The following is a 23,916-nucleotide window of genomic DNA, read 5'->3' as shown; positions in this document are numbered from 1 at the left end:
GACGTTAGTGGTGGCAGAACTGGCTATAGCGGTAGGCCTTGTCACCGTGGCATTCCGTGTACTCGGCCCAGAGCCGTTGCAGGGTAACGCCCTTGGTCTTGAGTGCATGGTGGATCTGGAAGTAATCCGGCTCGGCAAAGCGTGAGGGTGGAGTCTTGACGGGGAACAGCAACGCTTCTAGTCGGGCCTCATCCGCGCCCACGGGCAACGGCCAGGTGATGCCCTTCCTGGGGCTGGCTGACGTACTTGCCGACCACGCTTTTGGAGAGACCGCAAGCGCGAGCAATGCGGTCGTGGCTCAGGACTACGTCGTGCTTGAGGCGCAAGACCTCGATGATCTGTCGCATGGAAATCCTCGCAGCCGGCATTCGCACTTCCTCGTGATAAAAAAGAAAGGTATGCCGAATTAAGTTGAAGAATTCCAGCGTGTTAGATGTGATTCCAGGGGGGACGTGACCGAGTATTCCGGAAAACTACCCAAAATCGGTCACGATAAAACGGAATACGCGGTCACCATCGCCCGGAACATGCGGTCACGTTCAAACGGAATGGGCGGTCATGATAGGGCGGAATATGCACCAGTCCCTGAATGCCACTGGGCAGTGTCTGACAATGAGCAGATGATATTGAGGCCTCCCTGCGTGAATGGCTTACGACTTGCGACAGGTGATGAAGTGGAGCTTAGCCTGCGTCGGGGGTCAGCGTTTCCACCTCAAACGCTACGATTTGGCGCTCAATGCTGGAAAACTCCACGCCAATGAGATGAATGGGCTTGCCACTGGCACGGTGTTTGTCGGCATAGCCTTTAGCTTTGATCTGCTCCAGTGCTTTTCCCTCAGGCTGCTGCTCCACGACCTTGAACTCGAAAAGGTAAATATGCCCGCAGAAGTCGACGCTCATATCGACTTTACCCCGGTGGCTGGCATCTTCCACTGTCACACCCACGCCCAGTGCCGCGAAGTGGCTGTAGAACACGCTGGCATAATGCCCTTCGTATTGGGCAATGGGGTTGTTGCGATACCAGTCGTGGGGCAGGCCGGCGTAGAGGGCTTTGAGGTGAGCTTCCAGCCCTGCTAGATCATGCTCATGCAGTACCTTAAACAGCGCCAATTGATAGGTTTGCGCTTCGCTGTCTGGGATACCCAGAACGGGCAACAGAAACTCGTTCAGGCTGCTTTCCACTTCCCGATTGGGAAACCCCAGCGAGTACAGCTGGTAGCCCACCATCGGCTCCTGCATATCCTTGATGGTGATGTAGCCGGTCTGAAACAGCAGTGCCTCAGTTGCGATGTCATCGACATCAAAGCGGCCCAACAACTGTGCCTTGGCCTGAAGGGTGCTAAGTTGCGGGGTAAACACACCGCGTGCTTTCAGCAAGTCCACCAAAAACGTGGGCGTAGCGCTCTCAAACCAGTAAGGGCTAAATTTACGCTCTTCTAGTAATAGCAGCACATCAAAGGGGTTATAAACGCTGGGGACTTCCTGCCCACCCCAGCGGTAGCCGTTATACCAGCGGCGAATATCTTCACGGTCAAGCCCGGGCAGCTCCGGTGCAAAGACGGTATCGACATCGTGGTCGGTATAGCCGCAGATGGCGGCATAGTCAGATGAAAGCGTGATATCGCGCAGATTGTTCAGCCCCGAAAAGAGGCTGATCTTGCTGAATTTAGAGACACCCGTCAGCAACACAAAATGCAGGTGTGGGTCGGCATCCTTGAGCACGCTATACAAATTTTTCAGCCCCTCGCGAAGTTCGCGAGCCCTGTCAGCGTCGAGGATATTATCCAATATGGGCTTGTCGTACTCATCAATCAGCACCACGACGCGTTGCCCATGGACATGGTGGGCGTGCTCGATCAGGTTGGCGAAATCGTCGGCAATTCGCTCAGGCGGCGGTGTCTCAATTTTCAGGTTTGCTCGCTGCTGTTGCAGCTGATAACGAATGTTGGCGTCCAGGTCCTGGCGGCTGTTAACCACACCGTTGGAGAAACTGAGGCGTAATACCGGGTGTTGCTGCTGCCAGTCCCACTTATCGTGAATATAAAGTCCTTCAAACAGGGTTTCATGGCCTTCAAACAGGCAGCGCAACGTATCCAGCGTTAGGCTTTTACCAAACCGTCGCGGGCGGGAGAGGAAATAGTAACCGCCCGTTTCAGCCATGGTGTGAATCAAGGGCGTTTTGTCGACGTAGTAATACTGACCCTTGCGCAGCTTCTCAAAGGACTGAATGCCAATGGGAAGTTTACGGCGTTGAGCAGATGACATTGAGGTCTCCCATGATAAACCTGTTCGCTTGTGTCGTTGGCGATGAGTTTAGCACGGTGGCAAGTAGGGCAGGTGGTGCGTATGATGCGTAGCTTTTCAGTGGAAGAGCTATGTGTGTTTAACGCACAGCAAGATCAGATTTCAGGTCACATGTGGCTTGGTGGCCAAGGGTCAAATGTGGTCAAAAACAAGACGCGAAAAAGTCACGCTATGTGCCAACTTTTTGTCGCCAATGGGCACATCTTGGTGTTAATTGGCTTAAAGATGAAAATCGTTTGACGATTATTTTTTCTTTAAGGTTATGATTTTATTGTGTTATTTAAGGTTTTTGCCGGTGATGGCGGAAAAATTGTAGCTTCCAAAAATGGCCTCCGAAGCCGAGGGTCGCAGGTTCAAATCCTGCCTGGGCGCGCCAATGATTTCAAGGGCTTACGTTAATGCGTAGGCCCTTATTTTTTGGCACAAGGTTTGACACAAAAGTTGTCAGTGCACTCCCATCCATTCAGCCAGCTGCTGGTTGGCTTTGGCTTTCAGGCGTTGGCGCTGCAAAAGCGAACTCTCAAAGAGCTTATCCAGGGTGACGTCAGATGTTGGCAGAGAGGGGAGCTCGCAGCGATAGTTACCCATCTCGTGAAGTGTCCAGTAGAATGAAACCCCGCGATAGCCGTTGCGATGGTGAACCGTTTAAACGGACGTATGCCCCGCCACACTGCCGCTTTTTTAGCGCTCACCTGCTTCTCCCGTAGAGCACACCACTTCCGTCGTATTGCTGTTATTGCTACAGCCATCAAAATGGGCCATTAATACCCTTTTAATGTCTTAACGAACAAAATAACAAGGATGACAAATGTCACGCTCACCACATAAACGCCGACTTCTCAACCTGCAGGGAAAGATACTGCTGCTGGCAATCATTCCATTGCTAATCTCGGGATGGTGCATCCTGGGGTTGGTCGCCATGGAGCAGGTGCGGGATAACCGTGAACGGGTCGCTGAGCAGCGCGAGCAACTGCTGGAGTCGCGCAAAGAAGGCGTGAAAGATGTAGTGCAAATGGCCCACTCGCTGGTCGATAGCATCATGCAAACAGAAGGCAATACAGCCGAAGCCCGCGAGCTGGCCGCAACGCGCTTGCGTAGCATGCGTTTCGATGATGATAACTATGTTTTTGCCTACACCTATGAGGGCATCATGCGGGTCCAGCCGCCCAAGCCCTCGCTGGAAGGCACGTATATGCTGGATGTGAAAGGCCCCAATGGGGAAGAGCCGCTGCGCGATATGCGCGACGTGGCGCAACAGGGGGGCGGAGAACATCAGTACGCCTGGCCCCATCCGGTGACCGGCGAGGAGGAAACCAAATACAGCTACGTGGTGCCAGTGCCCGAGTGGGACTGGGTGATTGGTGCGGGTGTCTACGCTAACGATATCGAGGCGACGATCGCCACTATCGGAGCGGAGTATGCGGCCAACTTGAGAGAGAACCTAATACGGACGTTCGTGATTGCTTCCTTGATCAATCTTTTGGTGATCGCGGGCGTGTTGTGGTCGACGCGACGCATCGTGACGCGCATTCGTAACGCGGCAACCGACATCACCGATATTTCCCAAAGTGTCACAGAAGGGCGCGGGGACTTAACGCGCCGTCTTGCGGTGGTCGGCAATGATGAAATTAGCGATCTCGCGGCGCGGTTTAACGGCTTTCTCTCGAACATGCAGCACACACTCGTTAACGTTCGGGACACGGCGCTAGCGGTAGATCGGGCGTCGGCGGACATCTCTCAAAGCAGCGAAGAACTCGCCTCCCGTACCGATCAGGCCGCGGCGAATCTACAGCAAACCTCATCCGCGATGGAGGAGATCACCTCGACGGTATCGCACAGCGCCGAGCACGCCACGACCGCTAGCCGCATCGCCGATAACACGGCGGACGTTGCGCGCAAAGGCGATGCGGCGATGAAAGAGGTCGTGGAGACAATGACGAAAATCGACGACTCGTCCTCACGCATTGGCGACATTATCGAGATGATCGACTCGATTGCCTTCCAGACCAACATTCTCGCCCTTAACGCCTCGGTGGAAGCTGCCCGCGCCGGTGAGCATGGCAGAGGATTTGCTGTTGTGGCGCAAGAGGTGCGCAAGCTGGCCCAGCGCAGCGCGGATGCCTCGCAGGAGATCCGCGGGTTGATCGATGCCTCGGTGGAGCACTCGCGTCACGGCAAGAAAATCGTCGACAGCGCAACACAGACGATGAAGGAGATCCTCACGCGTGTCAGCGAGGTCAACGACGTGATCGGGGAGATCACGGCGGGCGCTCAGGAGCAAAGTGCCGGGATTCATCAAATCAATTCCGCCGTTGGGGAGATGGACACCATGACCCAGCAAAACGCCGGCATGGTGTCGAAATCCACTCGCACGGCGACGAAGTTGCGCCAGGAGGCCGAGAAGCTCTCGCAGATCATCAGTAGCTTCGTGCTGGATGGCAATGCTCTGAGCAGTCGTGGCGCGGCTACACTCCAACATCAGCCGGCCCTTTCCAGCCCCGCACCCACATCGCGGTCAGAACAAGTACCTCACAAACGCCCCGAACTCAAGCGTCCGGTGGCAACAACCGCGGAGGACGATTGGGAAGAGTTTTAACGGCCATTTTTTGACCGGCTAAATCGGATATCGAGCGCCTAAAACCGTGGACAGGATCGTTGCAGTGGCAGTACTCAGTCCGGCCGGTTCAGGCGCTGACGAAATAGCAGGATAAACAAGCCGGCGAAAGCCATGCCGGCTAAATGCCCAAAGTTGGCAACGCCGGGGGATGTCCCGAAGACGCCGGCCATAAGCTCAACAAGCCCGATGAAGATCACGAAGTATTTCGCCTTCATGGGAATGGGTGGAATGAGCAGTATCACCATCTGGTTGGGGAACCTCAGACCGAAGGCCAGAAGGACGGCAAAAACACCCCCGGAAGCGCCTACCGTGGGCGCCGGGGGCATGAGGCCGCTTGAAGCGATGAAAAGCTGCACAAGGCCGGTGCCGACGATGCAGGTGACATAGAAGGCAAGAAAGTAGCGCGGCCCCCACTGGCTCTCGATGGGCCGGCCAAACATCCACAGCACGAACATATTGATGGCGAGATGCAAAAAGCCGCCGTGCATAAAGGCGTAACTGACCAATTGCCAGGGTCTGAACTCCCCTGGCGGTAGGCGATCGGGTAGTTGGATAGCGGCCGGGTCGGCAATGGGCCAGAGCGCAAAGTGCTCAATAAGAAGCTGAGGCGCGGTGCTCAAGGCAAGAAAGGCCAGGCCGTTGAGTATCAAAAGCTGGGTGACCACCGGCGTCGATCGGCGCACGATAGGATCTTGTCGTTCCATGTAACCTCCTGAATCAGAGCGTTGAATGATGTTCTGTTGTCCTGCATTAGGTGCGCTAGCGCTAAATTGCCATTTGTCAGGGGATAAACTAGCTTTAATTGGGTGGGCGCGCTGAAAACTTCCCTCATGCTGGCTGACTCAACCGCTTCTGAGCAATGTTTCTGCACACCACTGACGGCGGTTATGTTTATCCAGGGCGCCTTAAGTTGTCGGTGCCGTCAGCTTGGGCTAACCAGCAAAGGAGAGCATCGAATGTCGATAACATCAGAAAAGCAATTACCCGAGCAACTATCCGAAGCCGTCGCCTCTTGGCGTGATCCTGAGCTGGACTCGGTAAAAGGCACCGAGACCCCCAAGGATCCGAACAAAGGCTATATCGCCCTGCTGGGCTGGAGCCTCAACGCGATCAAGGCAGCACAAAAATTTGATCGCCGCTACGTTGTGGTGGCCCCTGATTGGGCCGAGGATTTCTGTACCGCCAACAATATCCCCTATATCCAGTGGGATTTTATCCGGCTGAACGATCGCTCCATGGAGATCGCCGAAAAGCTGAAGGCGGAAGGCGTCGATGTGGCGATACCGCTCTTTGAGGAAACCGTCGAGTGGTCCGGTGCCATTAACTCGGTACTCCTCGATAACCCGCGTATGTACGGGCAGTCTATTCTGTTTCGCGACAAGGCCTTGATGAAACGGCGTGCCCAGCTTGGCGGTATTCGCGTCGGCATCTTCGAGGAGGCCCACGAGAAAGAAGACGTCGTTCGCTTTATGAAACGCGTCAATCAGACACTGCTCAAGCTCGACGGTGACCCGGACGACCCGATTCACGTCAAGGCCTTCGACAAGGCCGGCTGCCTCGGCCACCGGATGATTCGCACGCTGGAAGAAATTGACCTGATTCCGGATGAGGAGTACCCCCTATTGATGGAGAGTCACCTCGATGGCTGGGAGTTCGCGGTCGAGGCGTGGATCCACGATGGCAAAATCCAGTTCCTCAATATCTCCGAATACGTGACGCTGGGTTACTCGGTCTTTGTTCCCGCGACCAACGAGCTTGAGAGCTGGCGCAATGCGATCACCAAGCAGATTGAGCTGTTAATCAAAACGTTTGATATTCAGTTCGGCTTGATTCACCCCGAGTACTTCGTCACGGCTGACGGAGAGATGTACTTTGGCGAGGTCGCTTATCGTCCACCCGGTTTTAAAGCATTCGAGCTGATCGAGAGAGCCTACGGCTTTAACGCCTATCAGGCCTCCATGCTGGTGTTCGACCCGAAAAGCACGAAAGAGGAAGTGGAGGCCTTCTTCCCCCGCGAAGTGGTCGATGCCAAGGGGTACGCAGGTTGCTTCGGCGTGTACCCACGCCGCCGTGTGGTGAGCAAACTGGAAATGCCCAAAGAGTGCATCGAGCACCCCTATTTCGAGTCGCACGAACTGGTCGCACCGACTGAAGAAACGGTGCCCGACCGCTCAGCCTTCGGCACGCACTGGGGCTTGGTCTTCTTCTTCGGTGATGATCCCATCAAGATGCGGGATCTGCTGAAAGCCCAGGAGGATTTGGATTTTTACGTCTAAGGGGTAACGCTTTTTTTAGAACTAAGGGCAATGCCTTTCCATCCTGGTAGGGCATTGCCTGTTTTTTTTAGCCCACGCGATTTGCCCCTCCCGCCCCTTTACGTTCTCAGATAGTCCATACACTATTGATCAATAGGCCGAGTACACGGTTTTCTAGGATGGAGCGGACATCATGCTGAGAGCAAGCAGCCAAACAACCCAAGCTTCACAGGGGCTTTCAAAAGACGAAACCGGCTCGGGAAGCGCGCTCAACTCGCACTACTGGATGCCCTTTAGCGCCAATCGCGATTTTCGTGCCAACCCGCGCGTGATAGCCGGAGCCGAAGGGCGGTACTACATCGATAATCGGGGTCGTAAGCTGTTTGACTCGCTCTCTGGCCTATGGACCTGCGGTGCCGGCCATAACCGCGAAGAGATTCAAAAAGCCGTGGCATCACAGCTGGGTACGCTCGATTTTGCCCCAGGTTTTCAAATGGGTCACCCGCTGGCATTCAAGCTGGCGGAAAAGGTCGCAAGCCTTACGCCCACCGGGCTTGATCACGTGTTTTTCACCAACTCAGGCTCGGAGGCGGCGGATACCGCGGTCAAAATGGCCAAAGCCTACTGGCGCTTGAAAGGTCGGCCCGAGAAAACCCGCATGATTGGCCGCGCCAAGGGCTACCACGGCGTGAACATCGGTGGTACCAGCCTGGGCGGTATCGGCGGCAACCGCAAACACTACGGCCAGCTGATGGACGTAACGCACCTGCCGCATACCCTTCAGGCGGGGCACGCCTTTACCCGTGGCCAGGCCGAAAGCGGCGCTGAACTGGCCGATGCACTGCTTGATCACATCGCCCTGCACGATGCTTCCAGCATTGCGGCCGTTATTGTCGAGCCGATGTCCGGCTCGGCGGGAGTGATCGTGCCGCCCAAGGGGTACCTAGAGCGGCTGCGCGAAATCTGCACCGCCCACGATATCCTGTTGATTTTTGACGAAGTCATTACCGCCTTCGGCCGCAGCGGGGCGACCACCGGCGCTGAAGCCTTTGGCGTGACGCCGGATATCATGAACGTGGCCAAGCAGATCACCAACGGCGCCGTGCCCATGGGCGCGGTCATTGCTTCAAGGGAAATTTTCGATACCTTCATGCACGCTGGTGGCCCCCAGCACGCCATTGAGTTCTCCCATGGCTACACCTACAGCGCGCACCCGGTAGCCTGCGCGGCAGGGTTGGCCACGCTTGAACTCATGGAGCGCGAGAACTTTCCCGCCCAGGTCAGTGCCATCGCACCGTCCTTCGAGCAGACATTGCATGCTCTAAAAGGCAGCCCCCACATTGTCGATATCCGCAACTACGGCTTAGCCGGGGCGATTCAGCTTGCCCCGCGCGACGGTGACCCCACCATTCGGCCCCGTGATGCGCACATGGCGCTGTGGGAGGCGGGTTTCTATGTGCGCTATGGCGGTGACACGCTGCAATTCGGCCCGCCGTTTGGCACCACCGAGGCCGAGCTGGAGAGGCTTTTTGATGCAGTCGCGACCACCTTGGAGGCGCTGAAATAAGCTATTTTGTGCTTATCGTGGCGCGCCCACCGCGCCATAACGCAAAAACCCCGCACTTGGCGTAATGCCATTGATGCTGAGTCCGAACAACAGATGGCAGGATACATCCATCTCCCACATCCACACCTGACAGGACCGATAACATGGCAGAGACATCCAAACCCATTAACCTCGCTCTTCAGGGTGGCGGTGCGCATGGCGCCTTTACATGGGGGGTTCTTGACCGGATTTTGGAGGATGGACGGTTGCGGATTACGGGGATCTCGGGCACCTCGGCGGGCGCCATGAACGCGGTGGCGCTGGCCGATGGCTTCACCCGCGACGGCCCCGATGGAGCGCGTGCGGCTCTCGATCACTTCTGGCGGAGCATGAGCGAAAGCGCGCGGCACAGTCCGCTAAGACGGACGCCGATCGATCTCTTGATGGGCCACTGGGGGCTGGAGAACAACCCCGTGTATCACGCCATGAACGCGCTCGCCCACGTGGCCTCGCCGTATCAGCTCAATCCGATGAACATCAACCCCTTGCGCGACTTGGTAGAAGAGAGCATCGATTTTGCCATGGTACGCCAATGCACTGCCTTCAAGCTTTTCATCTCCGCCACCAATGTGGAAACCGGCAAGGTCAAGGTCTTCCCGCGGAAGGAGCTGACAGCGGACATGGTGATGGCTTCCGCCTGCCTGCCCGATCTTTTTCAGGCGGTCGAGATCGATGGGGTGCCCTACTGGGACGGTGGCTACATGGGCAATCCGTCGCTGTTTCCCTTTCACGGCGAGACCGACACCGACGACATCTTGGTGGTTCAGATCAATCCCATCGAGCGCAAGGGCGTCCCCAAGACCCCCCAAGAGATCCAGAACCGCATGAGCGAGATCAGCTTTAATAGCAGCCTGCTCAAGGAGTTGCGGGCGATCGATTTTGTCGACCGGCTGATCTGTCAGGGCAAGCTCTCACCCGATGAGTATCGTCAGGTGCGGGTGCATATCGTGGAAAACCAAGCGGAGATGAACCCCCTGGGAGCGTCGTCGAAGATGAATGCCGAGTGGGAATTTCTCGTTAAGCTACGCGACATGGGACGAACCACCGCCACCCGCTGGCTGGAGGCGAACTTCGCCGACATCGGCGAGCGTTCAACGGTCGACCTTCGCCAGATGTTCCAAGGTATCGGTGCCCAGCACCAAGGCTGACCGAGTTGCTGCCCGAGCCCATGACGGTTGGTCAGGCCGATGTGGTCAGGCATAAGCGGGAAGCTGTTCCGGTAACGTCGTCAGGTCGTTCAAGGGAATGGGCCGCGAGAACAGAAAGCCCTGCAGCAACTCGCACCGGCGTCGTACCATATCCTGCTGCTCTTCACGGGTCTCGATGCCTTCGGCGACCACGATCATCTCCATATGGTGCGCCATGGTGATCACGCCCTGCACGATAGCGGCGATACGATGGTCCTGCTGGGCCTTCTGCACGAAGCTGCGGTCGAGCTTGAGTTTGTGCGCGGGCAGGTCGCACAGGTAACTGAGGCTTGAGAAGCCGGTGCCGAAGTCATCAATCGCGACCCGTACCCCCATCGTATTGAGTGCCTCCATGAGCTCGATCACCGGTTCGGCACCGTCCAGCAGCACACTCTCGGTAATTTCCAGCTCCAGCAGTGCCGGCGGTAGGTCCGAACGCGACAAGGCCTCTTCAACTTCCTCAAAAAAGCCCTTGCGGCAAAACTGCAGCGACGAAATGTTCACCGCCACCGGCAGTTCGCGGCCCGTGCTGGCGCGAAGTTCGGCGATGTCGCGGCAAGCCTGTTGCAGGATCCAACGCCCTAACGGGATGATCTGCCCCGTTTGTTCGGCCAAGGGGATGAACTCCCCCGGTGACACCATGCCCCGCGTCGGGTGGCGCCAGCGCACCAGCGCCTCGACGCTACGGAGTTCGCCGCTTGAGGCATCCACCTGGGGCTGATAGTGAAGCTCGAACTGCTCTTCGAGTAACGCCGTGTTCAGCTCGTGGCGCATCATCACGCTATGCCGAGAGCTCTCTGCCTGGCGCCCCGCGTACCACTGCCAGGTGTTGCGACCCTGACGCTTGGCCTGCTCCACGGCCAGGTCGGCGTGCTGGACGAGTTCGTGGGACTGCTCTAGGGGGACGCAGTTGCAGGCGATGCCAATACTGGCGCTGAGCTGAATGAGCTGACCGTCCACCTCGACGGGCTGTGCCAAGGCCACGAGAATACGCTCGGCCAGCTGAATCACTTGATCACGGCTGCCATAATTGACCAGCAAGATACCGAATTCATCCCCACCCAGGCGTGCCAACACGTCGTCCGAGCCCAGCAGCGTTTCCAGCCGTTGCGCGATGGTGCTCAGCACCTGGTTGCCGACATGATGCCCTAGCCCGTCATTGATGGCCTTAAAGCCGTCCATGTCCAGGTACATCATGGCCAGCAGCTCCGGTTTCTTCAGGCTACGCTGAAAGGCATCATCTAACAGACGGGTAAAGGCCGTTAAGTTGTACAGCCCGGTCAGCAGGTCGTGGGTCGCTTGATGCGCGATATGGGCTTCTTGCGTTTTTCGCTCAGTGATGTCTTGCTGAGTCCCGATAAAGTGGCTGCAGACCTGGTCGTCATCGAATACCGGGCTGATTTCCAGCTGGTTCCAGAACGGCGTGCCATCCTTGCGATAATTGAGCAGTGTCACGCGGACATCGCGCTGCTGGCGGATGTCCGTGCGGATCTTGTCCACGGCGTCCGGGTCGGTCTCCGGCCCCTGCAGGAAACGACAATTGATGCCTAGTACCTCATCGAGGTCGTAGCCGGTCATGGTCAAAAAGGCCGGGTTGGCGTACACGATGGGCATATCGGGTTCGCGCGCATCCGCCATTAACACCCCGTTGGGGCTGGCTTCGATCCCGCGACTGAGCCGTCTCAAGGCATCGGTTTGGCGCTTGCGCTGGGTAATGTCGCGGCAGATGCCGTAGACGCCGACGATCTCGTCATCCAAGACCACGGGAAAGTTGATCACCTCCAGGTAACAGGTGTAACCCTCGGCATGGGTGACGCGGGTTTCATACGTCACCGCCTCGCCGAGGGCGGCCATGTTGAAATACACCAAGGTCATCTCGCGGTCTTCAGGTTCGATGAAGCGGCTTAAGTGCTGGCCGAGCAGGTGGGATTCGGGGTAACCAGTCATCTGCTCTAGCGCCGGATTGCAGCGCAAAAAACGGCCTTCCAGGTCGAACTCATAGACGCCATCGGGATGGTGGGTGAACAGCGACCGGTACCACTGCGTGAGCTCACGGTGGTGCTGGGTATCGCGTTCACGCAGGAAGGCCAACGAGATCAGCGCCGCGGCTTGATGCAGTCGCTGCTCGCTATCCGCCGTGGGTATTCTGGGCGTAGCGTAGTAGACGCTAAAGGTACTGAGTAGCTCCCCGTCGGGGGCGATCACGGGGCTGGACCAGCACGCGCGAACCCCTTCGGCAAGGGCGGCGTCGCGGAAACCCTCCCAGCGGGGGTCGGCGGCGATGTCCACCGTGAACACCGGGCTGCGCTCATGGGCCGCCGTGGCGAAGGACGCCACATCGGGTGCAACGCGAACCTTCTGCAACGCTTTATGGTAGTGGGCGGAAAAGCGCGGGTTGGGTAACAGGCTTAACGTGCCGTCCTGCGCGTCGTAAAGCATGAACGTCACGATGGCATCGGGTAGCCGCTGTTTTATCCACTGGGCGATGGCGTCCAGCGTTTCGGGCAATGGGGCGCGTTGCGATATGAGTCGGTGGATATCTTGTTGGGCTTCCAGCTGACGCACTTCATCGTTCATCGACAATCCTTATGGGTATAAAGACTTAAGCTGTTAGGTGGATTCGCCAGTGGGAATGACCAGCCTGAACGTTCTCTCCCCATACTACAACAAGCACCGCCCTAAGGATTTTTTGCCATCGTTACGCCTACGCTCTATGCCATTAGCGTGCTCCCCAGTGCCAGCTTTATCGCGATCACAGCCATCATAACGCCGATCACGCCGTCGATCGTGCGCCACGCGACCGGGCGGGAGAGCCAGGGGGAGAGCGCCGCCCCGCCCCAGGCGAGCAGACAGAACCAGCCAATGGAGGCCGTCACGGCGCCGGCGACGAAGGTCGGGGCGCTCTCCTGCTGGGCACCAATGGCGGGAATAAGCAGCAGCGTGTCCAGGTAGACCTGCGGGTTGAGCACGGTGACGGCGAGCGTGGCCAGCAGCACCTGGGCGACACTGCGATCGCGCTGGGTGTCGGCGTCTAGCCCCTGGCGACCATAGGCGGCGCGGTAGAGCGCCAGCGCGGCCAAGTAGCTGAGAAAGGCAACCCCCAGCCAGCGCATCACTTCCATGGCGCTCGGCAGCGCCATGAGCAGCGCCCCCACGCCGAACATACCCAAGCTCAGCAGGGCAATATCGGCGCTGATACACAGCCCCGCCGACCACCAGTGGTGCTCGCGCCTAACGGCCACGCCGAGCACGTACGCATTCTGCGCGCCAATCGCCATGATGATACCGCCGCATACCACTAATCCGGTGAGATAGCTCTCCCACATAAAACGCCTCCGTGTGCCGTCAGGTTGTCGAAGGCGCAGCTTACCGGCTGGCATGTATGGAGAAAAATCATAATACTAATGCTGTATTAGCTTTGCTTATGAAAAGGAGACGCAGTGCTCGACTATAAGCTGCTGCAGGCGCTCGCCACGGTGGTGGAGTGCGACGGCTTTGAACGCGCGGGGGAGGTGCTCGGCATCTCGCAGTCGGCGATCTCGCAGCGCATCAAAACCCTGGAAGTGCGGCTCGGGCACCCGGTGTTGGTACGCCATCCGCACCTTGCCCCTACCCCGGCGGGGCAGAAACTGCTGACCCACTACCAGCAGGTGGTGCTGCTGGAGCGCGATCTGCGTGAGTCGCTGCCCACCCTTGACGAGCCGGCCACGCGGCTGCGGATCGCCATCAACGCCGACAGTTTGGCCACCTGGTGGGCCGATACCGTGGCGCCGCTGTGTCAGGAGGAGGGCGTGCTGCTGGATATGGTGGTGGAGGATCAGGAGGTCGGCCTTAAACGGATGCGCGACGGCGACGTGGCCGCCTGCCTCTGCGCCGGCGACGTGGCCGCCTGCCTCTGCGCCACACCGCAGCCGATGGCCGGCGCGCGCTGCGAGCCGCTAGGCGAGATGTGCTACTACCCGCTCTCCACCCCGGCTTACCGTGAGCGCTACTTTGCCCGCGGCGTCAACGATGCCGCCCTGGCGCGAGCGCCGGCCATCGTCTACGGCCCGCACGATCAGTTGCAGCACCGCTTCCTGGCCCAGTGTGGCTACCACGGGCGCTTTCCCTATCACCTCTGCCCCTCATCGGAAGGCTTTGTACGGTTGGCCCTCGCCGGCGTGGGGTATGGGATGATCCCGCAGATGCAGGTGGAGGATCATCTTTGCACAGGTCGTCTTATTAGCGTCGTCGACCAAGCGCTCCACGTGCCGCTCTACTGGCACACGTGGCGCCACAGCAGCGGCCTCCTGCAGCGCTTAACCGCGCGCCTGCGTACCGTGGCGTTGTCCTAAGATCGCCGCTTTGCGTTTTACAGCAGGGGAATGGTGATACCGCCTATCAACCAGAGCAGCGCGATCACCACCAACACCCGCAGCACCTTATCGGTCATCGAGGCGCCCCCGTGATCGTGGTCGTGATGCTCATGGTGATGGGCGTGCTGTTTTTGGCCCTGTCGCCAGAACCCAACCAGCACGGCGGTCGCGGCCAGGAAGAGGATGTTCAGAACGCTTTGGTAGTTCCACTGGAAAAACTCCCGCTCTGCCATTGTCATCTGACCACTGAAGTCGGGCAGAAGGCCCAGTAGCGCCAGGGCGTAATGCATGGCCAGGGAGACGCTGACGATGCCGACCAGCATCAGGGCGAGAATATACAGCGCCATTTTCCAGCCGTAGTAGGAGGCGTTAATTCTGAGCACGGGCAGTACGACCAGGTCGGAAAAGATAAACGCCATCACGCCGGCGAAGCTCACCCCCTGAGCAAACAGCACGGCGGCCAGCGGGATATTGCCCATGGAGCCGATGAAGGTGAAGAAAGCCGCCAGCGGCCCCACCAACGTCTGCGCCAGTACCGCGATAAAACCGGGGTTGGCGGCATTCTCGCCGCCCGCGCCCATAAACAGGGCCTCGAAGAAGCTCTGGGGCACCATGGCGGAGATGATCCCGGCGACGGTGAAGCCGATCAGCACGTCCTTCCAGACCATCTGCCACTCCATCATGTAGGTCTGGCCAATCTGCTGCCAGCCCGCTTGGGTGGTGATTTTCTCTTTCCAACTTTTGCCTTCGCCGTCGCTCTGGGTATCGCCATCCTCCATTTTTTTACGCGCGTGCGCCTCTAGCCGGCGGGGCCGGGTAATACGCACCAGTAGCCACGTCACCAGGATTAGCAGAATACCGCCGACATACTCCCCGACGACGAACTGCCAACCGAGGAAAACGGCGATCACCATCCCAAGCTCGATGACCAGGTTGGTGGAGGCGAGCATGAACGCCAGGGAAGGCGCCAGGCCGGCGCCCTTGTTGAAAATCGCCCGCGTGGTGGCCAGCGCCGAGAAGCTACAGGAGCTAGAAAGGAAACCAAAGAAGGTGCCCAGGGCAATGCTGCGCGGCCCCTCCTTACCCATGGCTTGCTGCATGCGTTGCCGGGTCACCAGTACTTGGATGAGGCTGCTGATGATATAGCCGAGCACGAACGCCCATAGCGCCATCCAGAAAAAGCCGAGGCTGGTGGTGGCGGCTTCATGCCAGAGGGTAAAAAAATGGCTCAAATTGTTCTCCTATCTGCTGCAGGTGATCGGATGGCGATTTAGTCGCTTTCTCTCAACTAGTTTCCTCACCTTAGTTCAATTTTTGCCGCCCTGTGCGGGAGTGGCGTTTGACGTTGGCGGCAAAAACGAACGCGTTTATGTCCGCGTCGTGGTGAAAAATGGTAGAGCGCGCGCACCGCGACTAGACTCAAGAATATTTGGCGGGATGGCCCGATCAGGCATGTACCCATTCAAATGAAGGATCGGAGATAATAATGATTAACCTGACTATCAATGGAGAGCAGCACGAGCTGGATATTCCCGGCGATATGCCCCTGCTTTGGGCCATTCGCGATGTGGTGGGAATGAAAGGCACCAAGTTTGGCTGCGGTATCGCCCAGTGCGGTGCTTGCACCGTTCATGTCGATGGTGAGGCGACACGCTCCTGCGTGACGCCCGTTGCCACGGTCCAGGGGAGCGATATCACCACGATCGAGGCGATGGCCGATGACGCCGTCGGCAAGAGAGTCCAACAGGCGTGGCTGGACTTAGGCGTGGCGCAGTGCGGCTACTGCCAGGGCGGCCAGATCATGAACGCCACGGCGCTTTTGAAGCAGACACCGGCGCCACAAACCCAGGAAATTGTCGAGGCCATGGCAGGCAACCTCTGCCGCTGCGGCACCTATAACCGCATTCTGGCGGCCATTGAGCGTGCCTCAACCCAGGAGGCCAACTCATGAGCCGATCAAACGAGACGCCGTTAAACGATACCTTGCTGCTCGCCAATGTCAGCCGCCGTAATCTTTTGAAAGGCATGGCGGCGGGCTCGGCCCTGCTGCTCGCCGCCCGCTGGGATCTCGGCTTTGCCAATCAACAGGCGCAGTTTGGCGCCGGCGCCATGCCCGGGGGCTGGGTGGATGACCCCAATGTGTTTATCCATATCGACACCGATGGCGTGGTCACCATCGTCAATAACCGGGCCGAGATGGGCCAGGGCATCCGCACCAGCCTTGTGATGGTGGCGGCCGACGAGCTAGGCGCGGATTGGGATCAGGTGCGGGCGCAGCAGGCGGAGGCGAATCAGGAGAAGTACGGTAACCAGAATACCGATGGCTCCCGCAGCATGCGCCACTGGTATGACCCCATGCGCCGAGCGGCCGCCGCCGCAAGACAGATGCTTGAGCAGGCCGCGGCCAACCAGTGGGAGGTGCCGGTCCACGAGGTGCGGGCCGAGGTCCATAAGGTGGTGCATCCCGCCTCGGGCCGTGAGCTTGGCTTTGGCGAACTTGCCAGCGCCGCGCGCGAGCTGGAAGTGCCCAATCGCGACGCCCTGGTGCTCAAGGCCGATAGCGAACTGCGCTTTATCGGCAAGGAGTCCGGCCTGATCAACGGCGAGCTCAAATCCGCCTATCCCAAAGCTATCGATGGCGAAGACATCGTCACCGGCCAGGCGATTTTCGGGGCCGATGTGGACCTAGAGGACACCCTCTACGCGGTGGTGGCCCGTCCGCCGGTTTATGGCGCGAAGGTCAAAAGCGTCGATGATAGCGAGGCGTTGAACGTTACTGGCGTGAACAAGGTATTGCGCATTGAAGGCGTCGACCCGCCCGGGGCGTTCAACCCGCTCGGGGGCGTGGTCGTGGTGGCGAGCAACACCTGGGCCGCCATGGAAGGTCGCCGGGCGCTTAAGATCGAGTGGGACTTGGACGCGGCGGGCGATAATGCCGACTACACTTCCGATGCCTACCGTGAGGCCCTGGAGCAGGTGGCGCAATCCCCCGGTAAGGTCGTTCGTCAGACCGGCGATGTCGAGACCGCTCTGCAAGAGGCTGACAAACGGGTGTCGGCCACCTATTACATGCCCCATATGGCGCAGTCGCCCATGGAGCCGCCGGTGGCGGTGGTGCGAATCAAGGACGGCAAGGCCGAAGCCTGGGCGCCGGTTCAGAACCCCCGGGCGACCCGAGAGGGCATCGCGGGGGAGCTTGCGATGGACGTAGAGAACGTCACCGTTCACCAAACCCTGCTCGGCGGGGGCTTCGGGCGCAAGTCGAAACCCGATTTCGTGATCGAGGCAGCCCGAGTGGCGAAGGCGTTCGAGGGCCGGCCCATCAAGCTGCAGTGGTCGCGGGAAGACGATATTCAGCACGCCTACTTCCACGCGGTCTCCGTCGACCACCTGGAAGCGGGCTTGGACAGCGAGGGCAAAGCGACCAGCTGGCGCCACCGCACCCTCTCACCCAGTATCGCCTCGCTGTTTGCCCCGGACCCCGAGCATAAGCAGGAGTTCGAGCTGGGGATGGGCTTCAACACCATGCCGTTCGATATTCCGGCGATTCGGCTGGAGAACCCGCCGGCATCGGCCCATGTGCGTATCGGCTGGTTCCGCTCGGTGTATAACCTGCCTCACGCCTGGGCGATTCAGAGCTTCGCCCATGAGCTTGCCGTCGAGGCCGGTAGGGACCACCGGGACTATGTGCTGGAACTGCTGGGGCCGGATCGGGAGATACACAACCTGACCGTGGGCGATGGCTGGAACTACGGTGAAGACCCTGCCCTCTATCCCATTGACGTGGCCCGCATGCGCCGGGTGATCGAGCGCGCCACCGATGAAGCGGGCTGGGGGCGCGAAACCGGCGACGGACGGGGTCTCGGTCTTGCCTTCCACCACAGCTTTGTCTCTTACACCGCCGTTGTCTTTGACGTCGAAGTGAACAATGAAGGGGAAGTGACCATCCACCGGGCGGACATCGCCTTCGACTGCGGCCCTCAAGCGAACCCCGAGCGTATCCGGGCGCAGATGGAGGGCTCGGTGGTGATGGGCATTGGCGTCGCCCTGCAAAGCGAAGTGACCTTCGAAAATGGCGTCGCCCAGCAGGACAACTTCGATACGTACCTGATACCCCGCATGCCCAATGCACCAAAAGAGCTCCATGTGCACCTGATCGATAACCCCAACGAGGCCATGGGCGGTGTCGGTGAGCCGGGCTTTCCCCCGGTGGCGCCGGCGCTTTGCAACGCCCTCTTTGCCGCCACCGGGAAACGTATCCGGCGCCTTCCCGTTGGCAACCAGCTGAGCTGATGCCCATGCAGCGTCTGGATTATCAGGTGGTGGAGCAAGCCATTGAGTGGCAGCAACGCGGCGAAACGGTATGGCTCTGCACCGTGATTGCCACCTTTGGCTCGTCTCCCCGGGAGCCCGGCTCGCTCATGGTCGCTAATGCGGAAGGCGAGCATGTAGGGTCGCTCTCGGGGGGCTGCGTTGAGGAGGACTTTCTGGCGCGCCTATCCGCCGGCGAGTACGAGCTGCCGGCGGTCATCGTCCGCTATGGCGACCAACACGATGCCGTCGAGGGTGCGCCGGTTCGCCTGCCTTGCGGCGGCATTCTCGATGTCTTGGTGGAGCGGCTGGCCGCGACGCCCGAAAACCTGACTCACCTTGAGCAACTCAAGGCGTCGCTTTCGGGCGAGCAGGAGCGCGCGCGGCATATCCGCTTGACCGATGGCAAAAGCTGGCTGGCGGAGATTGAGCCGACCGGGCCGCGCGTGGCGTGGCAGGAGGGCGAAGAGGTCATTAAGGTGCGTATTGGCCCCATCGCCAAGTTGATCCTAGCAGGCTACTCGACGGTGGCGGCGGCCTGTGCCGATTTTGCCCTTAGCCTCGGCTACCAAGTGGTGCTTTGTGACCCCCGCGAGGAGGTCACCCGGCAGATGTCACTCCCGGCGGGGGTCGACTTTATTCCCCAGCTCCCTTCGCGCTACATCGCCACCCCCGATGCCTGTACGCCGTCAACGGCGGTGGTGGCCGTCACCCACGACCCGCGCATCGACGATTTGGCCATCATGGAGGCGGTCAAAACCCCCGCCCGCTATATTGGCGTGATGGGCTCAAGGCGAACGACGCAGCTTCGGGCCGAGCGGCTACGCCGAACGGGCGGGCTGACCGACGCCGAGATCGCGCGTATTCACATGCCCATCGGCCTGGACCTTGGCAGCAAGACGCCGGTAGAGATCGCCCTGGCCATCATGGCGGATATCGTGCGGGTAAGACGAGGGCGGGCGCTTTCAGAGCTATGAAACCCATGGCTGCCCTTATCATGGCCGCTGGCGCCAGCTCACGCTTTGGCGGCTGCAAGCTGCTGGCGGACGTGGGCGGTCGCCCCATGCTTCAGCAACGCATCGACCAGGCTGGCGAATGGCTCCCTGAGGATGTTTACGTGGTGAGCGGCGCTTGGCATCAAGCGCTCATGGCGGCGAAGGAGAGGGGGGAGCTATCCGGCGCTTCCTTCCTTTACGCCGACCGCTGGTCCGATGGGCTGGCGGCCTCGTTGGTCACCGGCATTCACGCGCTGGAAGCCGATTACGCTGCCGTGCTGGTGCTACTCGCGGATCAGGTCGCGCTTGAGCGCCGTGACCTGGCGCGCTTGTTGGCCACCTTCAACCAACACAATAGCGACGGGCACGCGATTGTCTGCGCTTTTTATCAGGGGAGACGGGGCGTGCCGGCGATCTTCGGGCGCAAAAGTTTCCCGCGATTAAAACGGCTCAGCGGAGATCAGGGGGCGAAGGCGGTGCTGTATGAGTCGGCCTTTCCTGTTTATGAATGCCCCCTGCCCAACGCCGCCTTGGACATCGATTACCGTGACCAGCTAACCCCGCGAAACGGATACGCTTGGGGCCATTGAGGGCGCCTATACGGACTTGACCACTCTCGGAGGTAATGACAATGGACTACCACCAGTACCGTGACGCCCTGGCCGCGTCGTTAGCCCAAAGCGAGCTGCCCTTTGCTGCCTCAGAGTATCAACAGCGCGTGTCGAAGGTACGCCAAGCCATGTCCCATCGCGGGTTCGATGCGCTGCTGCTGACCGACCCGGCCGATATCAACTACCTAAGCGGCTATCACACCTTTGAGGTCTCGGTGCACGCCTGCTTGGTCTGCACCCCGGAGCGCTTGGTGCTGCAAGTGGCGTCGATTGAGACTGGGGCGGCGGTGGTCACCGCCCGAGTGGACGAGATTATCGGCTATCGCTGGGAAAGCCCGGATGAAATCACCACGCCTCTCGCCGACATGCTGGCGGCGTGTGGGCGAATTGGCATCGATGGCGGCAGCGGCGGCCTTCGCGTTGGCGTGATGGAGGCGTTGGCGAATGTGTTAGGCAGAGCGCGCTTCTGCGAGGCGGGTGATCTGCTGGATGCGATTCGCATCGTCAAAAGCGCGGCCGAACTCGACATGCTGCAAGAGAGCGCGCGCATCACCGCCGCCGGACTGGAGGCGGCCATGGCGGTAATCCGCCCTGGCATCAGCGATAACCAGGTGGCCGCCGCCGGCGCGCAAGCGCTGCTGGAAAACGGCAGCGAGTTTATGAGCCTGCAGCCGATTGTCACCAGCGGGCCGCGAATTGGGATCATTCACGTCAACCATAAGCGGCGCGTGATTCAGCCGAATGAGCCGGTATTTTTGGAGTTCGGCGCCGCTTATCAACGCTATACCGCACCCATGATGCGCACCGCCGTCACAGGTCGCCCCAACGCTGACTTGGTGGCCACCCGTGATCTTTGCCGTGCCCTGTTTGAGTCGCTCTGCAGCACCCTGCGTCCCGGCAATACCTTCGATGACGCCGCGCGCGCCGCCGATGCCCTGCTCGCGCCGCAGCGTGAGCGGCTGTTTTTCTCGGGGGTGTTTGGTTACGCGGTGGGGGCACAGTTCCCGCCCAGCTGGGTAGAGGGCACCGGCTACATTGCCCAAGGGCAAAAGCGCACTTTTGAAACCAATATGGTCTTTCACCTGCCGCTTTGTCTGCGCGTGCCGGGGCAGTGGGGTGTGGGGCTCAGCGATACGGTCGTCGTCACCGAGCAGGGCGCCAAGCCTATTACCTCAAACGACTGGCAGCTGTACGAGACAACTCACAGCCAAGGGCTCAACCCCCGGTCATCCGCTTAGCGACTCAATGGCACAACCCCCGGTCACCCTGAGCGTGTCGAAGGGGCAGGGTGTTGTGCCGACGCTTGACGGGTTAATCGGGCGATCAGTTTTCCAGTGTCGCCTCCAAGGTGATCTCAGCGTTTAAAAGCTTGGAGATCGGGCAGTTCTCTTTGGCGCCGTTGGCCGCTTCTTCAAACGCGCTTTGATCGGCGTCCGGCACTTTGCCGCGGGTGACGAGATGCACGTTCGTGACCGCGAGCGTTTCCGGGTCCAACGTAACGGTCGCCTCGGTATCAATGCTGTCAGCGCGGTAGCCCGCCTCTTCCAGCATCATCGAGAACGCCATGGAGAAGCAGCCGGCATGCGCCGCCCCAATTAACTCTTCGGGGTTGGTGCCCTCGGCGCCTTCAAAACGCTTGCGGAAGTCGTAGCTAACATCCTTTAGCGTGCCGCTGCCGGTCGACAGGCTGCCACCGCCATCTTTCAGGCCACCTTTCCACTGTGCCGTTGCGGTATTTTTGATGCTCATACGCTCTCCTCCTCATTAGGGTGCTGCTTTTGCACACCTTGATGAATGGCCGGTGCTGAGTATTCATCGTAGCTGACAATCAAACTGTCGCAACCGGCGATGTTTTTCAACATCAGTGAGTGTCAGAAACGCCAACGGTCATGACCGGTGCTTTTCCGAGCCAGAAGAGCGCTGGCTCCAGGGCATGGTCGCGAATTGCGCTTGGCTGTCGGCGCGCGTCAAGGGGCGTTCCGAGCGCAGCGCGCGATACAGCGCCAAACAGATCGCGATGAGCAAAAAGGACATCACAAAGCCCAGGGAGATCGAGGCGTCCTGAAGCGCCCGCAGCCCGCCCACGATTAATAAGATCGCCGCCACGGCGCCCTCGGAGACGGCCCAGAACACCCGCTGCGCGCGCGGTGGGTTGGGGTGGCCGCCGGAAGTCACCATGTCATCGACCAGCGAGCCCGAGTCCGAGGAGGTAATAAAGAACAGCACGATCACCAGGGTCGCCACCATCATGGTCACCCCCGCCAGCGGCAGCTCCCCTAGCAGCGCGTGCAGCGACAGCGACACGTCCTCTTGCACGACCTCACCCAGCCCGCCACTGCCGAAAAGCTCGATATGAATCGCCGAGCCGCCAAAGACGGACAGCCAGACGAAGGTGACCAGCGTGGGGGCCAGCATCACCGAAAGAATAAACTCGCGCAGGGTGCGCCCCCTGGAGATCCGGGCCACAAACACCCCAACAAACGGTGACCAGGAGATCCACCACCCCCAGTAGAACATGGTCCAGGAGGTTTGCCAGTCGGTGTTTTCGGTGTACTCCACCCAAAGGCTCATCTCCGGCAATTTCTGCAGATACATCCCCAGCGATCCCACCAGGGTTTCGAGGATATAGATCGTCTCTCCCGCAAAAAACACGAACAGCATCAAACCAAACGCCAGCGAAAGGTTGATCAGGCTCAGCCGGCGAATGCCCGCGCTGATACCGGAGATCACCGACAGCGTGGCCACCAGGGTGATCAAGCCGATGATGGCGACTTGCACGCTGGTCTGCTGGGGCAGGTCGAGGTACTGCGCGAGACCGCTGTTGATCTGCATCGCCCCCAGCCCCAGGGAGGTCGCCACGCCCAGCAGCGTGCCCACCGTGCACAAAATATCCACGCCATGGCCGATGGGCCCGTTGATATGGCGCCCGATCAGGGGGTGAAGAATGGATCTTGGGGCGAGGGGAAGTTCGTGACGAAAATGGAAATACGCAATGGAGGCGCCAAACAGAATATAAATGGCCCACGGGTGCAGCCCCCAGTGGAAAAAGGTGTAACGCATGGCCTCCTTGGCCGCCTCGGGCGTGCCGCCCTCGGCCAAAAACGGGTTGGCATGGTGATAGAGCGGCTCCGCTACCCCCCAGAACACCAGGCCCGTGCCCATGCCGGCACTGAACAGCATGGCGAACCAGGCCCGATAGCTAAAATCGGGGCGTGAATCCGGCGGCCCAAGGCGCAGCTTGGCATAGGGGCTTACCAGTAACCAAAGCGTGAAGATCACGAACAGGGTGACGATCAGGGCGTAGTACCAGCCAAAGGTGCGTGAAATAGCCTGCTGCAGTTGAGAAAAGGCATCACTTGCCGTGGCGGTATAAAAACCGCCAAAAATGCAGAAGCCAATGACGCACAGCGCCGAGCCAATAAAGACAGGCGGCGACATCCTGTGACTAAAGCGATACCACCCCTGGGCTAGGCCCGCTTTGAGTGACCCCATAAGGCAATCTCCCGGAAAATTGTCGCGGCGATACCTTCAGCCTAACCACTTTCGCCGCGTGCGTCGCGCTGATGTTCAGGATGCAGCCGCCGCGTAATTCTGGACTTAAACGTTTAAACGATCGAATATGAAAGTAGACGCCATAAACATCACAACACCAAAAACAGAAGATGGCCGTATCCG

At 59.4% G+C, this 23,916-nt stretch carries 21 protein-coding genes and 1 tRNA gene; 12 read left to right on the top strand and 10 right to left on the bottom strand.

The genetic code is table 11. The annotated features are described in order from the left end of the window. Nucleotides 1-4: 4 nt before the first annotated feature. The 3 genes from BQ9846_RS16955 to BQ9846_RS06385 form a co-directional block, all read right to left on the bottom strand. Complete coding sequence (locus BQ9846_RS16955) at nucleotides 5-202, bottom strand: hypothetical protein (RefSeq protein WP_235818928.1); 198 nt, start codon at nucleotides 200-202, stop codon at nucleotides 5-7. Continuing rightward, complete coding sequence (locus BQ9846_RS16950) at nucleotides 189-347, bottom strand: hypothetical protein (RefSeq protein WP_235818927.1); 159 nt, start codon at nucleotides 345-347, stop codon at nucleotides 189-191. The genes BQ9846_RS16955 and BQ9846_RS16950 overlap by 14 nt, the downstream gene beginning before the upstream one ends. 334 nt (nucleotides 348-681) lie before the next feature. After that, on the bottom strand, nucleotides 682-2,265 hold the full coding sequence (locus tag BQ9846_RS06385; RefSeq protein WP_075879957.1) for an ATP-binding protein: 1,584 nt from the start codon (nucleotides 2,263-2,265) through the stop codon (nucleotides 682-684). An 81-nt stretch (nucleotides 2,266-2,346) separates the two neighbouring features. On the opposite strand from BQ9846_RS06385, the gene BQ9846_RS06380 reads away from it, so the two are divergent. Then, a complete protein-coding gene (locus tag BQ9846_RS06380) occupies nucleotides 2,347-2,544 on the top strand; it encodes a hypothetical protein (protein WP_075879954.1) in 198 nt (65 codons plus the stop codon). 61 nt (nucleotides 2,545-2,605) lie between these two features. Then, nucleotides 2,606-2,680, top strand: a tRNA-Leu gene (locus BQ9846_RS16690). Nucleotides 2,681-2,748: 68 nt separating this feature from the next. Here the strand turns inward: BQ9846_RS16690 and BQ9846_RS16685 are convergent. Further along, nucleotides 2,749-2,892 carry a hypothetical protein gene (locus tag BQ9846_RS16685; RefSeq protein ID WP_159437911.1) on the bottom strand — a complete coding sequence of 48 codons (144 nt, stop codon included), beginning with the start codon at nucleotides 2,890-2,892 and terminating at the stop codon, nucleotides 2,749-2,751. Between the two features lie 220 nt (nucleotides 2,893-3,112). On the opposite strand from BQ9846_RS16685, the gene BQ9846_RS06375 reads away from it, so the two are divergent. Then, nucleotides 3,113-4,900 carry a methyl-accepting chemotaxis protein gene (locus tag BQ9846_RS06375; protein ID WP_075879950.1) on the top strand — a complete coding sequence of 596 codons (1,788 nt, stop codon included), beginning with the start codon at nucleotides 3,113-3,115 and terminating at the stop codon, nucleotides 4,898-4,900. Between the two features lie 74 nt (nucleotides 4,901-4,974). On the opposite strand, the gene BQ9846_RS06370 is transcribed toward BQ9846_RS06375, so the two are convergent. Then, nucleotides 4,975-5,625 carry a rhomboid family intramembrane serine protease gene (locus tag BQ9846_RS06370; protein ID WP_075879947.1) on the bottom strand — a complete coding sequence of 217 codons (651 nt, stop codon included), beginning with the start codon at nucleotides 5,623-5,625 and terminating at the stop codon, nucleotides 4,975-4,977. A gap of 252 nt (nucleotides 5,626-5,877) precedes the next feature. Here BQ9846_RS06370 and BQ9846_RS06365 point away from each other — a divergent pair, with 252 nt between their 5' ends. The 3 genes from BQ9846_RS06365 (at nucleotide 5,878) to BQ9846_RS06355 (ending at nucleotide 9,930) form a co-directional block, all read left to right on the top strand. Then, nucleotides 5,878-7,197 carry an ATP-grasp domain-containing protein gene (locus tag BQ9846_RS06365; RefSeq protein WP_075879943.1) on the top strand — a complete coding sequence of 440 codons (1,320 nt, stop codon included), beginning with the start codon at nucleotides 5,878-5,880 and terminating at the stop codon, nucleotides 7,195-7,197. A 172-nt stretch (nucleotides 7,198-7,369) separates the two neighbouring features. After that, on the top strand, nucleotides 7,370-8,743 hold the full coding sequence (aptA, locus tag BQ9846_RS06360; protein ID WP_075879940.1) for an omega-aminotransferase AptA: 1,374 nt from the start codon (nucleotides 7,370-7,372) through the stop codon (nucleotides 8,741-8,743). Nucleotides 8,744-8,886: 143 nt separating this feature from the next. Then, nucleotides 8,887-9,930 (top strand): patatin-like phospholipase family protein, encoded by a 1,044-nt coding sequence (locus tag BQ9846_RS06355; RefSeq protein WP_075879936.1) that lies wholly within the window; start codon nucleotides 8,887-8,889, stop codon nucleotides 9,928-9,930. Between the two features lie 45 nt (nucleotides 9,931-9,975). Here the strand turns inward: BQ9846_RS06355 and BQ9846_RS06350 are convergent, their stop codons facing one another. Beyond that, a complete protein-coding gene (locus BQ9846_RS06350; RefSeq protein ID WP_075879933.1) occupies nucleotides 9,976-12,546 on the bottom strand; it encodes an EAL domain-containing protein in 2,571 nt (856 codons plus the stop codon). 134 nt (nucleotides 12,547-12,680) lie between these two features. Then, the gene (locus tag BQ9846_RS06345) at nucleotides 12,681-13,295 is read right to left on the bottom strand and encodes a LysE/ArgO family amino acid transporter (RefSeq protein WP_075879931.1); all 615 of its coding nucleotides are present in this window, start codon (nucleotides 13,293-13,295) and stop codon (nucleotides 12,681-12,683) included. A 114-nt stretch (nucleotides 13,296-13,409) separates the two neighbouring features. On the opposite strand from BQ9846_RS06345, the gene BQ9846_RS06340 reads away from it, so the two are divergent. After that, nucleotides 13,410-14,303 (top strand): LysR family transcriptional regulator ArgP, encoded by an 894-nt coding sequence (locus tag BQ9846_RS06340; RefSeq protein ID WP_075879929.1) that lies wholly within the window; start codon nucleotides 13,410-13,412, stop codon nucleotides 14,301-14,303. Between the two features lie 17 nt (nucleotides 14,304-14,320). Here BQ9846_RS06340 and BQ9846_RS06335 read toward each other — a convergent pair whose 3' ends face one another. Continuing rightward, nucleotides 14,321-15,556: a permease gene (locus tag BQ9846_RS06335; RefSeq protein WP_075879927.1), complete on the bottom strand. Its 1,236-nt coding sequence runs from the start codon at nucleotides 15,554-15,556 to the stop codon at nucleotides 14,321-14,323. Nucleotides 15,557-15,810: 254 nt separating this feature from the next. On the opposite strand from BQ9846_RS06335, the gene BQ9846_RS06330 reads away from it, so the two are divergent. Genes BQ9846_RS06330 through BQ9846_RS06310 form a run of 5 tightly spaced genes read left to right on the top strand, consistent with a single transcriptional unit; the run spans nucleotide 15,811 to nucleotide 21,479 of the window. Then, complete coding sequence (locus BQ9846_RS06330; protein WP_075879925.1) at nucleotides 15,811-16,275, top strand: (2Fe-2S)-binding protein; 465 nt, start codon at nucleotides 15,811-15,813, stop codon at nucleotides 16,273-16,275. After that, a complete protein-coding gene (locus tag BQ9846_RS06325) occupies nucleotides 16,272-18,617 on the top strand; it encodes a xanthine dehydrogenase family protein molybdopterin-binding subunit (protein ID WP_075879923.1) in 2,346 nt (781 codons plus the stop codon). Before BQ9846_RS06330 ends, BQ9846_RS06325 begins: the two co-directional genes overlap by 4 nt. 5 nt (nucleotides 18,618-18,622) lie before the next feature. Continuing rightward, the gene (locus BQ9846_RS06320; protein ID WP_075881669.1) at nucleotides 18,623-19,612 is read left to right on the top strand and encodes an XdhC family protein; all 990 of its coding nucleotides are present in this window, start codon (nucleotides 18,623-18,625) and stop codon (nucleotides 19,610-19,612) included. 5 nt (nucleotides 19,613-19,617) lie between these two features. Continuing rightward, a complete protein-coding gene (locus BQ9846_RS06315) occupies nucleotides 19,618-20,220 on the top strand; it encodes a nucleotidyltransferase family protein (protein WP_159437910.1) in 603 nt (200 codons plus the stop codon). A gap of 41 nt (nucleotides 20,221-20,261) precedes the next feature. After that, nucleotides 20,262-21,479 (top strand): M24 family metallopeptidase, encoded by a 1,218-nt coding sequence (locus BQ9846_RS06310; protein ID WP_075879919.1) that lies wholly within the window; start codon nucleotides 20,262-20,264, stop codon nucleotides 21,477-21,479. An 85-nt stretch (nucleotides 21,480-21,564) separates the two neighbouring features. On the opposite strand, the gene BQ9846_RS06305 is transcribed toward BQ9846_RS06310, so the two are convergent. After that, complete coding sequence (locus BQ9846_RS06305; protein ID WP_075879917.1) at nucleotides 21,565-21,990, bottom strand: OsmC family peroxiredoxin; 426 nt, start codon at nucleotides 21,988-21,990, stop codon at nucleotides 21,565-21,567. A 138-nt stretch (nucleotides 21,991-22,128) separates the two neighbouring features. Beyond that, the gene (locus BQ9846_RS06300; protein WP_075879914.1) at nucleotides 22,129-23,733 is read right to left on the bottom strand and encodes a BCCT family transporter; all 1,605 of its coding nucleotides are present in this window, start codon (nucleotides 23,731-23,733) and stop codon (nucleotides 22,129-22,131) included. Nucleotides 23,734-23,916 lie beyond the last annotated feature (183 nt).

Source organism: Vreelandella massiliensis (genome assembly GCF_900155385.1).
GTDB classification, from domain to species: Bacteria; Pseudomonadota; Gammaproteobacteria; order Pseudomonadales; family Halomonadaceae; genus Vreelandella; species Vreelandella massiliensis.
Note: the sequence above shows the minus strand (reverse complement) of the source record. Positions and strands in the feature narration are given on the sequence as shown.